Origin of the sequence: Piscinibacter sp. HJYY11 (genome assembly GCF_016735515.1) — a bacterium.
Taxonomy (GTDB): domain Bacteria; phylum Pseudomonadota; class Gammaproteobacteria; order Burkholderiales; family Burkholderiaceae_C; genus Rhizobacter.
In genome coordinates this window covers 228146-241507 of sequence record NZ_JAERQZ010000001.1, presented here as the reverse complement: position 1 = coordinate 241507, position 13362 = coordinate 228146, and the positions used below count along the sequence as shown (strand labels likewise).

The window sequence follows — 13362 nt, the reverse complement described above, 5'->3', positions numbered from 1 at the left end:
TGGACAAAATCATCGTGGGGCGGGCTGACGAACGCCAATGCTCGATTTCTTGGCTTTCATGCTTTGAAAGCACCGGGGATGACCTGGTGCTTCAGGCGGGAGGAGCAGCAGCAGTGGCCACTTTCCAGAACGCCTCGGCCGTCTTGCCGGCGTCGCCCCGCTGGCGGTACAGGCGGATCTGCAGATCGATGTGCCATTCGCCCGGAGCTGCAGCGACAAGACGTCCCGCCGCTAAATCGTCCTCGACCAACAGCTTCGGAAGCCAAGCCATCCCGCGCTTGTCGAGAGCCATCGTGCGAAGCACCGACGCCAGGTGCGCTGTCAGAACCTGATGGACGTGCATGCGGTCGAGCGCCGGCCCCTTCAGCTCCTTGAGGATGCGCCCGAGGCCAGATTCCGGGCTGTACCCCAGCCACTGAATCTGGCCGGCCTTGCCCCTCGCGTTCAGGCCATGCAGTGGCCCACCTCCTTCGGCAGGCGCAGAGACAGGGATCAGCTGGTCAGACCCCACCACGATGCTGGAGTAGTCCGCTTCGTCCAGCGGCCCGCGAACCCCCGGATGGCCATGCGCCAGCATGAAGTGCACTTGATTCTGGGAAAGCAATGCTTCGCACTTCTGTTGCACATCTGACATCAACTGCAGTTGCCCCATCGCGGTGTGCACTTCGAGGGCATGCAGCCATCGCGGCAGGAAGGTGAATGAGAGTGCGTGTGTGGCAGCAAAGCGCAGCGTCGTCGAACTGGCTTCAGCGATCGATCGAGCCTCGCCCGGAATCCCCGCGACTCGGGACTGGAGATCCTGTGCCACCGCCCTGAACCATTCGCCGACCTCGGTGACCCGGGCAGGCTGCGAACTGCGGTCGAACAGGTCCGCCCCGAGCCATTCCTCCAGCGCACGGATGCGACGGCTGAAGGCCGGCTGCGTCATGTGCCGCTCTTCCGCGGCGCGCGAGAAGTTGCCCGTGGCTGCCAGCGCCATGAAATCGTCGATCCATGACAGGTTCATCGACATGGCAGTGCTTTCAGGGCATCAAAGACAAGATAAACAGCATTGGAAAGGCGCGGCCACGACGACGATCATTTCCGCATCGCAACCAGACACCGGAGACTCCTGTGAAGATCGTCGAGATTCGTGAGAAGACTGTGCCCATCAGCTCTTCCATCCGCAATGCCTACATTGACTTTAGCAAGATGAACCTCAGCCTGGTTGCGGTCATCACCGATGTGATCCGCGACGGCAAGCCGGTGGTGGGCTACGGCTTCAACTCCAACGGCCGCTACGGCCAGGGCAACATGATGCGCGAGCGGTTCATCCCCCGCATCATGGAGACCAAGCCCGACGACCTGATCGATGCAAGCGGCAAGAACCTGGATCCGCACAAGATCTGGAACGCCATGTTCAAGAACGAGAAGCCGGGCGGTCACGGCGAGCGTTCGGTTGCGATCGGCACGATCGACATGGCGGTCTGGGACGCCGTCGCAAAGATCGAAGGCAAGCCACTCTTCCAACTCCTGTCGGACCGCTACGGCGACGGCAAGCCCAACCGCAAGATCTTCGTCTACGCCGCGGGGGGCTACTACTACCCCGGCCAGGACTACAAAAAGCTCCAGGACGAGATGAAGAGCTACATCGACCGCGGTTACACCGTGGTCAAGAAGAAGATCGGCGGTGCCTCACTCGACGAGGACTTGCGCCGCATCGATGCCATCATGGAAGTGCTGCAGGACGGCCAAAAGCTCTGCGTGGACGCTAACGGCCGCTTCGATCTCGAAACAGCGATTGCCTACGCCAAGGCCCTCTCCCAGTACGACCTCTTCTGGTACGAGGAGCCGGGCGACCCCCTGGACTTCGAGCTGCAAGCCACGCTGCGGCAGTTCTACAAGAACCCGATGGCCACCGGCGAGGACCTCTTCTCGATGCAGGACGCTCGCAACCTCATCCGCTACGGCGGCATGCGCCCTGACCGCGACTGGCTGCAGTTCGACTGCGCGCTCAGCTATGGCCTGATCGAGTACCTGCGCACGCTGGAGATGCTCAAGGAACACGGCTGGTCGCCCAGCCGCTGCATCCCTCACGGTGGCCATCAGATGTCGCTCAACATCGCTGCTGGTCTCGGCCTCGGCGGCAATGAGTCGTACCCCGACCTCTTCCAACCCTACGGTGGCTTCCCCGACGGCGTGAAGGTCGACAACAGCTACGTCACGCTGCCTGACCTGCCCGGGATTGGCTTCGAAGGCAAGGCTGACCTGTTCAAGGAAATGAAGGCCTTGACCGTCTGAGAGCTGCTGCGCCGGCCAACACGCCGACGCCTGGCACGCCGCGTCGCCCGGCCGGCGTGCCAGTTTCTTTCTTGATTTCGACGACGAGAGACCGCCTCCGGCGTGCGGGGCGTGGCACACCTTGTGGCGCCGGGAAACAACTTGATTTCAGCATCCACTTCCACGAGCGCGCCCGCTCCGCTCTACCGCCGCCTCTGCATACAGGTCCTCGCAGGCATCGTGCTCGCCGTCGCAGACCATCGCGCTGGTCGTTGGCCTGATGGTGGTCAACCTGATCAAGCCAGGCGTCGGGATGAACGTCGATCCGGCCACGCTTGATGGCAAGTCGATCGCCGCCTACACCAGCCAGGCGGCGGCGCAGCAAGGCGGCGCTGTCGAGTTCATCATGAAGAGTCCGAGAACGCACGCGCCCCGCACATGACGCCCGAGCAGGCTGCCGAGGCCGAGGGGCGCCACCGGCGCGCCTTGCTGCTGCGCAGCTTCGAGTAGAGCTCACTGTCGAAGGCGAACTTTGGAGCCTTGAAGGGGCTGAGTGAGGAAGCCCTGGACGCGCTTCTCACCCTGGCGCGACAGGAGCGCGGCTCACGCTAGTGGCCTGACTGCCGCAGGTATCGGGCCATCCCGAGGTCTGAGCAACTGGTCACCAGCTGCTGCGCAGCGGCTGCGGTAGCTCGGTGTCGAGCCGGGTAGGACCGGTCATCGCCCCCTACCGGGCATTCCACCCGCACGGACAGACTCAGGACGAGGGACTGGTTCAGGAGGTGCTGCTGACGTTCAGCGTGCGGGACGCAACGTGAAACCGTCGCCTGCCCAACGGACGGCCGCTCTCTTAAGACGCCGACTCACGCAGTCGACCCACTGCTGTCATTCAGTTCGCCAATCTGGGAGGCAGAAACCGGTCGCTCAACGTTTGACATGAGCGGCGGCGCAAGGCGTAGCCCTTGTGACGTCCTCTCGATGGAAGGGTTAGGCGTATGACTCACGCTTCGACGTGCTTGACTCGAACGCCGTGTGAGAGCGCCTCTTGGCATACCTGCTCTGCAAGAGCGTCGTCTTCGATTACGAGGGCCGTGTTTGTTTTCTCATTGAAGGGCAAGTATCCCGATTCATCATGATCCACGACGTCGAGAATCAAACCGTGCTTCTTGCAGTTCGCTACAAGGCGCCTGCCTTCTTTCGACTCGAATTTCCCAAGCGACACCTCAGCTCTTCCCTTGAGTGCTGCAAATGCTTCCGATGGTGGCATTACGCCGAACTCAGGCACTACTGAGCGCACGGCGGCTACCTCGCGAAGGGTTGGCCCTTCAGTAGGGAACTTGACCGTGAGCGATAGTGTTTGCCGATTGATGCGAAGCAACACCCAGCCGTCATTCGGGTTGTTCCAGAGGTAGGCATAGCTCGATGAGTTCTTCATACGCCTAACGTTTGACATGAGAGGCCCGACCCGGCTTGCCGGGGCGGGTCCTCTCGATGGAAGGGTTAGGCTTCACTGAGATAGCCTCGCTCCACCTGTTGTTGCTGATTCTCGAATATGGCCATGGCCGTCTTCATGCGCAAGAAGCCGAACTTTTGGTAGAAGGACTCTTTGCCCGGTACCGCGTACAAGATGATCTTCTTGTGGCCCCGCGAGGCCTCGACAAGATGAGACACGATCTGCTTGCCAAGCCCACTGCCTTGGCGACTTGGCATTACGGCGATATCGCAGATGTACGAGCAATCGGCTCCGTCGGCGAGCGCTCTTCCGGCGCCAACCAGCTTGGAGTCTTCATAGACGAAGCACTTGAACAGGCTGTTCGAGAAGACCTTCTGCAAATGCATGGGCTTCTTGTCGCCTAGCGGTGCGGCCTTGTAGAGCGCCGATAGCTCGGCCCAGTCAACCGAGTCTTCGGTGTATTTCCATTCAAGCGCCACGCGAGTACTCCTTGGTGAAGCCTAACGTGATATGGGCATCAGTATGAAAGGTCGCATGTAGCCACAAGTGGCTAGACGCACCCATTTGCGGATAGATGTGGAATCCATATCTGCCTACTTTTAAACCTGACCGAAGCGTATCAAAAGGGGCAGTAGGACAGGCTTTGGCGTGTCGCGGTGGGTCCTGGTGACGCCTAACGCTTGACATGAGAGGCCCGGCCCGGCTTGCCGGGGCGGGTCCTCTCGATGGAAGGGTTAGGCGCCATTGTGCTTACTCAGATCGGCGTCTTGGCTATCTATTGCTACGGGCACACCGTCGCGGAGGACTACAGACGCGCCATGTTCTTCTTCCCACTGTGGGATGCAGTCAAACAGTGCGAAACGACGTGTCTCCAAGTCGTTCTCATCGATCCGGAAACCCAGCAGTTCGACTTTTGTCTCTACCGTGCTGGCGCCACCTGGCAAATGGCAAGGATGTCTTGGATCTTCTTTGAGGAGCTCGACAAACCGATATTTGTTTGGGCGCCAGAACAGACGCTTGAGGAATGTTGTTGGTGGCACCTCCGGCGGTGGTGTTGGATCACCGAATGCAACCGTTTCCCGTGTTCGCATTGCATCTTCATAGAGCAGTTCGCGTATGCGACCTCTCGCCTCTGGCGTCAGGCTTGCGATTTCTCCGAGTGTGAAGAGAGTCTTTTCCGAGACGGCAGTTTGTCCTTCTAAGAGATAGATCTCGACTCCGAAAGAGCGCTGATACGAAGGAATGAACAGATTGATGGTTGCGTACGTGCCACTATCCGATCGAGTGATCTTTGCCTCTAAGTCGAAGGTTTGTCTTGATAGTTGTGCCATGTGAGCTATGGCGTCTAACGTTTGACATGAGAGGCCCGACCCGGCTTGCCGGGGCGGGTCCTCTCGATGGAAGGGTTGGGCGTCATTCGGTGATCTGGAACCGAACTTGGGCTCCATTGGGTAGGTCTTTGATCTGGAACGCTATATCTCCGGATGCAGCGATCAATTCGACGAGCGGGATAGACGCCAAATTGCTGCCGCCATACTCGCCACCGAGTAAGCCCGGAATCTTGAGACAGTACTTTCGACCTGGACCAAGTGGGCCTAGCCTGCCTCGTGCCTCTTCGACGAGTGCAACCATTGCCCAGTCTTCTTGAAATTCTTCGTCCTTGATCAAAGCGTCAAGAGCGGCGCGATCTTCAGCAATGGGTTTGCAGTACAGGTCTTCCGGGCAGATGCGCCAGTACTGACCTTGTCTATCGCGAACTATGAGGTTGCCAAAGTCGTTCTCTCCGACGACCTTCTCGGGTTTGATGCCTGTCCAACTCCACGCCCGCTCAATGTGTTCGATGAGTTCCATGACGCTCAACGTTGACATGAGAGGCCCGACCCGGCTTGCCGGGGCGGGTCCTCTCGATGGAAGGGTTAGGCGCCTGTTGTGCCCAGTGCAACGAACTCTCCTTCGAAGCGCCCAACTTCTTGACCCTCGTATAGGAGGGTTGATGACACGGAGATTCTGGCGCGACCTTTGCGCTCCAGCATGCGTGTAAAGGCCCTCCACCGCTCTGCGTCAGGGGAAAGAGCGTGAGCCGTGAAGTAGTCAAGGATGGCCTGCTCGTAGCTCATTGAGTTGCGTTGGATGACCAATCGGGTCTTGTAGCCGCCCGCGGATAGCTTGACGTGAAGAAGCGACCAGGCTGAAAGGATGGCAAGTGCAGATGCGCTACCGCCAAACACGGTGTCTCTGTGATTGATGTTTGGCTGCAATGGCGCGCCAAGAACAACCTGCTCAGGCGTTGCAACTTCGACTTGCACTTGCATGGCTGCGGACAGCGGGATGTGCTCGTGCAAGTAGGTTTGGATCTCACTCGGGGTCAATGCGCTTGCTCCTCAGGCGCCTAACGTTTGACATGAGAGGCGGCGCAAGGGCGTAGCCCTTGTGACGTCCTCTCGATGGAAGGGTTAGGCGTCTGCGCGCGCCAACCATCTCTAGTCATTTGTATCCGAAACGGATCTTTGGGGGATAGGCAACATGGCCGAGATCTGATTGAACCTGAACTCTCAGTAAGCAGAGTCCTATGAAGCGGCTGAATACTCGTCAGTTAGAACAACGTTTACAAGGGCCAGGTGACCGCGGAGCAGGCAAGTGCAGCACCAAACACCAGTCAGACCGTTTAGCTCCACGGGCCGTTCTTTGGCCATGTCTGAAGCGAACTTTGCGTGTGATGCGGGCCCGACCCCCTTGATCACGCGTACCTCTTCAGACAACGACCATTTGCGAACGGCTGACTTCACTGAGTTTGCATGAATCTGCGAGCAGTAGGTGCCACCGGCATAGTCAAGTACGAACGTGTAGAGGGCCATTGCGACGCCTAACGTTTGACATGAGAGGCCCGACCCGGCTTGCCGGGGCGGGTCCTCTCGATGGAAGGGTTAGGCTGCATTTTTGCTCACCCAGAGGACTAGCAGCGTGATGCCTAGTGCCGCCTGCGCCAAGAAGGCCAAACGGGTGATTCGGAGAAGTGCGCTGCCAAGTGAAGAGCGCGACCGCAACGCAGCGCCGATACCCAGGACGGGGAAGAACATCACAACCCAGGCGAACCAGGCAACGCCAACACCCATGCAGCCAAAGCTTTCACACCGCAGACGCCAGATGAGAACTGCGGTGACAGCGAGCGCCAGTACCGCGACGGCGTAGGCACCTGCGAAGACTTTGCTCACCGGGCAACAACCTTCATGCTGTGCGCTTGCCTATGCCGTGTGCTGGTCCTTCGCTGCATCGAAGGGAACTCGTCAGTAGCTGGTAGAGGGTTCGGGTCTTCTCGCATGGCGCCCTATGCAGCCTAACGTTTGACATGAGAGGCATGACCCGGCTTGCCGGGGCATGTCCTCTCGATGGAAGGGTTAGGCAGCACCGGCGGACCTCCCCAACTTTCTCTTGTGCCAATAGCGCACTAGCGTGCTGTACGCCCAGAGGAAGAAGCCGCAGGCCATGATGGTGTACCCAACATACTCGCCTGGAGTTGTCTTTGCTTCCATGCGAGGTGCACGGAGGCCGAGTGCGACCAAGTTGCCTATAGCTCCAATGAAGATGCCGACTAGCCCCTGGAGTTCGTACTTTGAGTCCGGATCTAAGACCTTCTCAATAGCGCGAACGCCAACAACACGAGCCTCTGGTTCAATCTTGCTGCCTCCATCCTGAATCAGCATCTTGACGACGAAGCAGTCTCCAGGATTCAGCAGTAGAGGTTCAACAACACCTCGACCACCTTGGACGGAAACCATCGGCTTTAGGTTAACGGGGTCTGATTCAACAATATCGGCGGTCAGTAGCTTTGCACCGGCGCTTGTATTGAAGGTTAACGGTTCAAGATAGTCTGCAGGAAGGATTGGTGTCGTCCCCGCGTTTCGGATGCGCACGGTTGCCATGTGTATCGCCCGTGCCAGTTGTCCGTCGAAAGTCACCGAGACCCGTCCCGCGACTTCTTCCTTTATCGTCAAGAGTGGGACGTTCGAGATGCGCTCGAATGTGATTCGCTTCCGCTCTTTCTGGCGACGGTAGATCCAGTAGCTCAAGGCCAGTGCCGCCAAGGCAAGCACGACGCCGATCGATTGCCACATCGGATCTCTGGCGAACTCCATGATTTTCTGTGTGGTCGACATATCGCTGTCGTTGTTTGTGCTGCCTAACGTTTGACATGAGCTGCATGACCCGGCTTGCCGGGGCATGTCAGCTCGATGGAAGGGTTAGGCGGCATTTTCGCTACCCGCGACTAGCTCCAGCAATACATCCGGGCAGCGCTCTTCATTGGCGCTGCCGTCCGTGAACTTGATTGCTCGGAATCCATGCCTTTCGTAGAAGCGACGTGCTCCTGCATTGGCTTGGAATGTGTAGAGCCTGATCGGTCGGGCAAGGGAGGCGAGAGCGAGCTCGAGGAGCCGCGAGCCGATACCTTGCCCGACATGGCCTGGCAAGACGTACAGCTGGTCGATCCAGCTTGTGCCTTCCGATATTGAGGTTGCAAGTACGCCGGCGATCGCTTCCGACACAGTTGCGACCGTGACGTTGTGGGATGGGATGAGCGTGTATTGCACCCACTGCACAACTTCCGACGGGCTATGCGCCATGGGTGCATAGGGAAGGAAGGCTTTACGAGACGAAATGATGACCTCGGCCACCGCCGGGGCGTCGTCCTCTGTGGCACAACGCAGCTTGACCTGCATGCCGCCTAACGTTTGACATGAGAGGCGGCGCCCGGCTTGCCGGGCGACGTCCTCTCGATGGAAGGGTTAGAGCGCACTTTTAGCACGAGGCTGAAATGCGAGGGCTGCGATAAGAAGCAGCGGATCGCCCAGCATTGCGACTGTGCCAATAGCGCCGACGAGAGCACCAACGACTGGTGCTTCTTGTGCGGGCGAGAAGGCTTGTGGTGCGCATGCGGCCAACACACCCTTCATGAAGAAGGCTCCACTGCAGTGGAGGCAGTGGTAGGCGCTTGCGGAGCCCATGCTGACTGTTTCTAAAGAGGTGCCTTCACAGCTTGGGCATTTTAGTGGCGGAGTACCGGCCTCAATTTGAATTGCATTGGTGTTTGCGGATGGTGCAGCCGCGGCCGGCTGACAGGCGGACGCAAAAGACTTGAGCTGCTCGGTAGTTAGCCAAGTTCCCTCGCAGTACAAGCATGACCAAACACCACCCATGCCATGCTCGACCGTGGACATGCGTTCGCGACAGTTCGGGCAAAGAGGGAGGCTCATGTGCGCTCTAACGTTTGACATGAGAGGCGGCGCCCGGCTTGCCGGGCGACGTCCTCTCGATGGAAGGGTTAGCCTTCAAGCCACGCGCCGCAGATGGAATGGAATACGCAGCTTGAAGTTGAACTCCTTTGGCTCGCCGTCTCCGGCCAATGGAGTGAACTCCCATTGCATAAAGGCCTTGATGACGTCTTCCGAAAGGTATTGATTCGGTGATTCAAGAATCCTGACGTCTTTTACCCGCCCGTCTTTTCCGACGTACACCACAAATAGGACGGCGCCCATGCCGCCGTGATTTGCTGTGGCTTCAGAGCCTTCTGGTATGACTGCCTTCGTGGCCTTTGGTGGCGACGCAACCTTGTCGAATCTCTTTGCCAGGAGGCCATTGACGTCTTCTGCCATGAGGGCAGATGCATCCTTTGCGTTAGAGGCGGACTTGCCATCCCGTCCGTACATTCGAGGAGGGGTCGTGCACGCTGAGGTGAGGAGGCAACAGATGACAAGCGATGGAATGAGAGCTGCGTGCATAAACGGGGACTCTTGAAGGCTAACGTTTGACATGAGAGGCGGCGCAAGGGCGCAGCCCTTGTGACGTCCTCTCCATGGAAGGGTTAGGTTTCAGCTTTTCGCCTTACCAAATATTGACGACGTACTGAGCGTTTTGTGCCCCAGTGACGCTAATGACAAGCTGGGATGGGACGAAGCTGTTGCCCTTGTAGACGGGCCTTGCGTTGTAGCGAACTGCTGCACCATCGGCTGCCAACTTCAGAATCTGGCTGTCGATCGTTGCCTTCTCGGCAGCCGACTTCTCCGGGATGTAGATGACATTGATCTCAGCGTCTTGTCCTCCAGCCGCAAGCGGGAACAGATGCACGCGTTGAAGTTTCCCGCTTCGATGAAGTGCTTGGACTTTGTCTCGGGTGTCGGCTTGCGCGTAGTCGACTCGGGGCTGCCCGGGAGTTGAAGCCTCCGATGTTCGGTCCGCGGTCGCCGAGGTTTGAGTGGCGCAACCGGCGGCCATAGTGACAAAGGCGAGCAGGGCTGCGACGCGATACATGCTTGTATTCAATGGCATCTCCTCTGGCGGTTGATTTGCTGAAACCTAACGTTTGACATGAGAGGCGGCACCCGGCTTGCCGGGTGACGTCCTCTCGATGGAAGGGTTAGGCCGCACGCCGCCACCAAGCCGCCCCGAGGGCGAACGCTGGAACTGCTGCGACCACCGATGTGATGCGCGACCAGAGTGGGATTGGCTGCTCATAGGGCATGAGGTTAGCTGCGCCGGCAAGAACAGCGACCACTGCGCCAGCAAGAAGAGCGGCGAACTGCGGCCTGCCTGGGCTTAAACGGGCGCTCCAATAGCCCCCTGGCAATAGGCACAAGAAGCCAATGGAGTGAGCGAAGACCAAATACGCGGTGGACTGATATGCCTTTACATAGAGTTCTTGGGTAGGCACGCCTTGAAGCACAAGGCCCCACAAGAACACCAAGCCAGAAACAAAAAGTACGGCATATGAGATGCCAAAGCCGACGGCTGCTCCAACCAAGATTGCGGCTCCTGCACTTGGCAGTGTTTGCTCATCTAGCGGAGCAGTCGGCGCAGCGTATCGATTCATATGTGTTTCGTGCGGCCTAACGTTTGACATGAGAGGCGGCGCCCGGCTTGCCGGGCGACGTCCTCTCGATGGAAGGGTTAGGTGTCTGTGGCAACGTTGTCCCAGTCGTCTTCTTGCTCATAGTTGGTCATCCAGTTCACGGCCTGATGCCACTCTTGGACGGATCCAGCCAGTACGTTTGGCGGACTAGGCTTTCCCGTCAACCGTGCGTCTCGGACCGCCCAATGCAGTCTGTACAGGAGGTCTGCCCAATCGAGGATTTCCTCCTTTGACCGAAGTCGGATGGCCGCTTCTAGTTGCATCGGTGTCTCGTTCTCCTTATGAGGAAATAGATGCAAGATGGAATCGACACTCGACTCGGTCGGAGGAATGTCAATCCTCTCAATCAGACCACCGCACCAAGCCAAGAAGAAGAGCGCCTCCAAGCGCCATGAGAACCTTGTGTACTGTTGTTCCGAAGGGCTCTCACTGAAAAGAAACTCCTGCTCTTCCTGTGACAGCCAAGACTCGACGTTCTGCGATTTGATGTAGCTTCTAAAGAAGTCCTGTCCACGGAGCATTGACGCGCCCACAACGGCCCAGAGCGCGATTAAGCGCTTCAGGAGTTCGTCTTTTGACCGAAGGTCTGTCTCATCTTCGGATTCGATTAAGGGCAAGTGTTCATTGACGGCGATTGCTAGCTGTCTGAGCCGTTGGTCGGAGTTGGACTTACGAAGTTCTGGAGTCATTCTTCAGACACCTAACGTTTGACATGAGAGGCCCGACCCGGCTTGCCGGGGCGGGTCCTCTCGATGGAAGGGTTAGCTTGCACCCGAGGCAAGACCAAGTACCAAGGCCACGACGAAGACGACCGCCAAGTAACCGACGAAGCAAAGCAAGGCATACAGCAGCGGCTTTCCCCAGCCCTTTTTGGGATAGCTTGCTCCGAAGCGACCGGCGATGTAGCGGGCTTGCGGGCGAGCACTTTGGACATACCAGGCGATCAACAGACCAAATGCCCCCGCACGGAACAAGAGGTCGACTTCTTTTGATTCCGGCATGAGCGTTGCTGTGATAGCCAAAACCACAAAGAAGGCAATAGACCCGATCAGCCACATCTTGGACTGGTCGGCTTTCTCCTTCTCCCCAAGCGCCTGCCAGTTTTTCATATGGAGAGCTGCGCCGAAGATAGGACTCAGAAATAGGCTCCAACTGGCTGCAGCATTCGGGTTCCAAAGCGACGGTGTGGCTTCCGTAATGGGAGCCTCATCGAGCGAGGCCTTCGGTGGTGCGTATGGATTTGTACTCATATGGTGATTAGTGCAGGCTAACGTTTGACATGAGAGGCCCGACCCGGCTTGCCGGGGCGGGTCCTCTCGATGGAAGGGTTAGGCGGCCGACGCACCATGCCACCTGCCATAAGGGTGCTTGGAAAGGCTGGAGTTGAAGTAGCGCGGATCATGAGTTACTTCTTCTCCGAGCCACTCTGGGTGGGTGAAAGGCTGGCTCTCTGATTGCAACTCGACCTCTGCGACGACGAGACCTGCGTTTTCACCAAGGAATTCATCTACTTCCCAGGTGCTCCCGTCGTGAGCAATGACTCTGCGTACCTTCTCAATGAGTGGACGCTCGCAGAGAAGTAAGAGTTCTTGACCGTCTTTGATGGGGATCTCGTACTCGAACTCGGCTCTTGATGCGCCTTTAGTGCGCCCTTTGATTGTGATGAACGCTTGTTCGCCAGCAATTCGGACACGTACGGTTCGGTCCTTGTCTCGATTCAAGTAGCCCTGGCTGAAGCGCACCCCTGCGCCTTGACGCCAAGCAGCGCCCACGACTAGAAACTTGCGCTCGATTTCAACGCCCATCTTCTTTCCTCGGACGCCTAACGTTTGACATGAGAGGCGGCGCAAGGGCGTAGCCCTTGTGACGTCCTCTCGATGGAAGGGTTAGACGCCGCTGCGCAACCGCTACCAGACCTACAGTGAAACGCAGACATGCGACTTGACTCTTAGAACTGCTTCCTGCTGAAACTGAAGTTTGTACTCGGACACGAGCGCTCGAATCGCAACTTCATTGGCCTCGCTTGGTGTGTAGACGAGGCTAAGGACAAATGAGGCTTCTTTGACGATTGAACCTTGCGCGGACTGCCACTGACCAGCGGCGGGCCAGACCGATAGGCCGGCCGGGAAGCGCGGTGTGACGGACTTGGCCAGATACGAAGCCCACTCTTCTGGCGACACAACACCTCCCGGTTTGGCTGTGCCGAAGTAGGTGAGTTCGTTCGTGGAGGCCTGTTCTCCAGAAGGGCAGCGAGCCTGGCCGTGGATCGCGCACCCGCTTTGAGTGATGGCTGCAAAAGCAAAGATCGCGAGCAGATAGCGCGGCATTTTGTTCCTGCGGCGTCTAACGTGATATGGACATCAATCTGTGAAGCCAGATGTAGCCACAAGTGGATAGATCTAGCCATTTGTGGATAGATGTGGAATCCATATCTATCCACGTTTTGAAACTTGGCCGAAGCGTACCAAAAGGGGCTTCCAAGGAGGCTGGGAAGGGGGCGGCGCTTTTGGCGTGACGCCAAAACCGCACAGTGGAAGGGTTGGGGGGCACCGACACTGCCCTTGCATCCATCCAGCTAGTGCTCAAGCAACATGTACCGACAAGTGATGCCGACGTTCACCGCAGACGGCGGGACTACGAGAGAGCCGTCGTTCGGGACAGTCCGCTTGTGGCCGAGACCTCCAGCTCGGTCTGGCACCACATAGCTGCCATTGAGGGCGGCCGCCCCGACACGACGCCCGGCGCGGCC

18 protein-coding genes are annotated in these 13362 nt (G+C 58.1%); 2 read left to right on the top strand and 16 right to left on the bottom strand.

Annotated features, from left to right (window positions below; all coding sequences use genetic code 11):
* Positions 1–91: 91 nt before the first annotated feature.
* Positions 92–1012, bottom strand: coding sequence for a LysR family transcriptional regulator (locus tag JI745_RS01120; RefSeq protein ID WP_236674865.1), 921 nt, complete (start codon positions 1010–1012; stop codon positions 92–94).
* A gap of 101 nt (positions 1013–1113) precedes the next feature.
* Here JI745_RS01120 and JI745_RS01115 point away from each other — a divergent pair, with 101 nt between their 5' ends.
* On the top strand, positions 1114–2280 hold the full coding sequence (locus tag JI745_RS01115; protein ID WP_201803108.1) for a mandelate racemase/muconate lactonizing enzyme family protein: 1167 nt from the start codon (positions 1114–1116) through the stop codon (positions 2278–2280).
* 259 nt (positions 2281–2539) lie between these two features.
* A complete protein-coding gene (locus JI745_RS01110; protein ID WP_201803106.1) occupies positions 2540–2701 on the top strand; it encodes a hypothetical protein in 162 nt (53 codons plus the stop codon).
* A gap of 558 nt (positions 2702–3259) precedes the next feature.
* Here JI745_RS01110 and JI745_RS01105 read toward each other — a convergent pair.
* From JI745_RS01105 to JI745_RS01035, 15 genes are all read right to left on the bottom strand, one after another.
* Complete coding sequence (locus tag JI745_RS01105) at positions 3260–3694, bottom strand: hypothetical protein (protein ID WP_201803105.1); 435 nt, start codon at positions 3692–3694, stop codon at positions 3260–3262.
* A gap of 65 nt (positions 3695–3759) precedes the next feature.
* Entirely contained in the window at positions 3760–4191 is a 432-nt protein-coding gene (locus JI745_RS01100; protein WP_201803103.1) for a GNAT family N-acetyltransferase, read from the bottom strand.
* A 255-nt stretch (positions 4192–4446) separates the two neighbouring features.
* On the bottom strand, positions 4447–5043 hold the full coding sequence (locus tag JI745_RS01095; RefSeq protein WP_201803102.1) for a hypothetical protein: 597 nt from the start codon (positions 5041–5043) through the stop codon (positions 4447–4449).
* Positions 5044–5125: 82 nt separating this feature from the next.
* Complete coding sequence (locus JI745_RS01090; protein WP_201803100.1) at positions 5126–5563, bottom strand: T6SS immunity protein Tdi1 domain-containing protein; 438 nt, start codon at positions 5561–5563, stop codon at positions 5126–5128.
* Between the two features lie 65 nt (positions 5564–5628).
* Positions 5629–6081 carry a YiiD C-terminal domain-containing protein gene (locus JI745_RS01085; protein WP_201803099.1) on the bottom strand — a complete coding sequence of 151 codons (453 nt, stop codon included), beginning with the start codon at positions 6079–6081 and terminating at the stop codon, positions 5629–5631.
* A gap of 555 nt (positions 6082–6636) precedes the next feature.
* Positions 6637–6924, bottom strand: a complete 288-nt coding sequence (locus tag JI745_RS01080; RefSeq protein WP_201803098.1) for a hypothetical protein — start codon at positions 6922–6924, stop codon at positions 6637–6639.
* Positions 6925–7107: 183 nt separating this feature from the next.
* Entirely contained in the window at positions 7108–7866 is a 759-nt protein-coding gene (locus JI745_RS01075; protein WP_201803097.1) for a hypothetical protein, read from the bottom strand.
* An 84-nt stretch (positions 7867–7950) separates the two neighbouring features.
* Positions 7951–8427: a GNAT family N-acetyltransferase gene (locus JI745_RS01070; protein WP_201803096.1), complete on the bottom strand. Its 477-nt coding sequence runs from the start codon at positions 8425–8427 to the stop codon at positions 7951–7953.
* Positions 8428–8493: 66 nt separating this feature from the next.
* Positions 8494–8961, bottom strand: a complete 468-nt coding sequence (locus tag JI745_RS26885) for a zf-TFIIB domain-containing protein (protein WP_404932786.1) — start codon at positions 8959–8961, stop codon at positions 8494–8496.
* Between the two features lie 75 nt (positions 8962–9036).
* A complete protein-coding gene (locus tag JI745_RS01060; protein ID WP_201803095.1) occupies positions 9037–9360 on the bottom strand; it encodes a TonB family protein in 324 nt (107 codons plus the stop codon).
* A gap of 229 nt (positions 9361–9589) precedes the next feature.
* A complete protein-coding gene (locus JI745_RS01055; RefSeq protein WP_201803094.1) occupies positions 9590–10015 on the bottom strand; it encodes a hypothetical protein in 426 nt (141 codons plus the stop codon).
* Between the two features lie 636 nt (positions 10016–10651).
* Complete coding sequence (locus JI745_RS01050) at positions 10652–11302, bottom strand: DUF4272 domain-containing protein (RefSeq protein WP_201803093.1); 651 nt, start codon at positions 11300–11302, stop codon at positions 10652–10654.
* A 72-nt stretch (positions 11303–11374) separates the two neighbouring features.
* A complete protein-coding gene (locus JI745_RS01045) occupies positions 11375–11722 on the bottom strand; it encodes a hypothetical protein (RefSeq protein WP_201803091.1) in 348 nt (115 codons plus the stop codon).
* Positions 11723–11941: 219 nt separating this feature from the next.
* On the bottom strand, positions 11942–12418 hold the full coding sequence (locus tag JI745_RS01040) for a CYTH domain-containing protein (RefSeq protein WP_201803089.1): 477 nt from the start codon (positions 12416–12418) through the stop codon (positions 11942–11944).
* A gap of 111 nt (positions 12419–12529) precedes the next feature.
* Positions 12530–12940 carry a DUF3574 domain-containing protein gene (locus tag JI745_RS01035; RefSeq protein ID WP_201803088.1) on the bottom strand — a complete coding sequence of 137 codons (411 nt, stop codon included), beginning with the start codon at positions 12938–12940 and terminating at the stop codon, positions 12530–12532.
* Positions 12941–13362 lie beyond the last annotated feature (422 nt).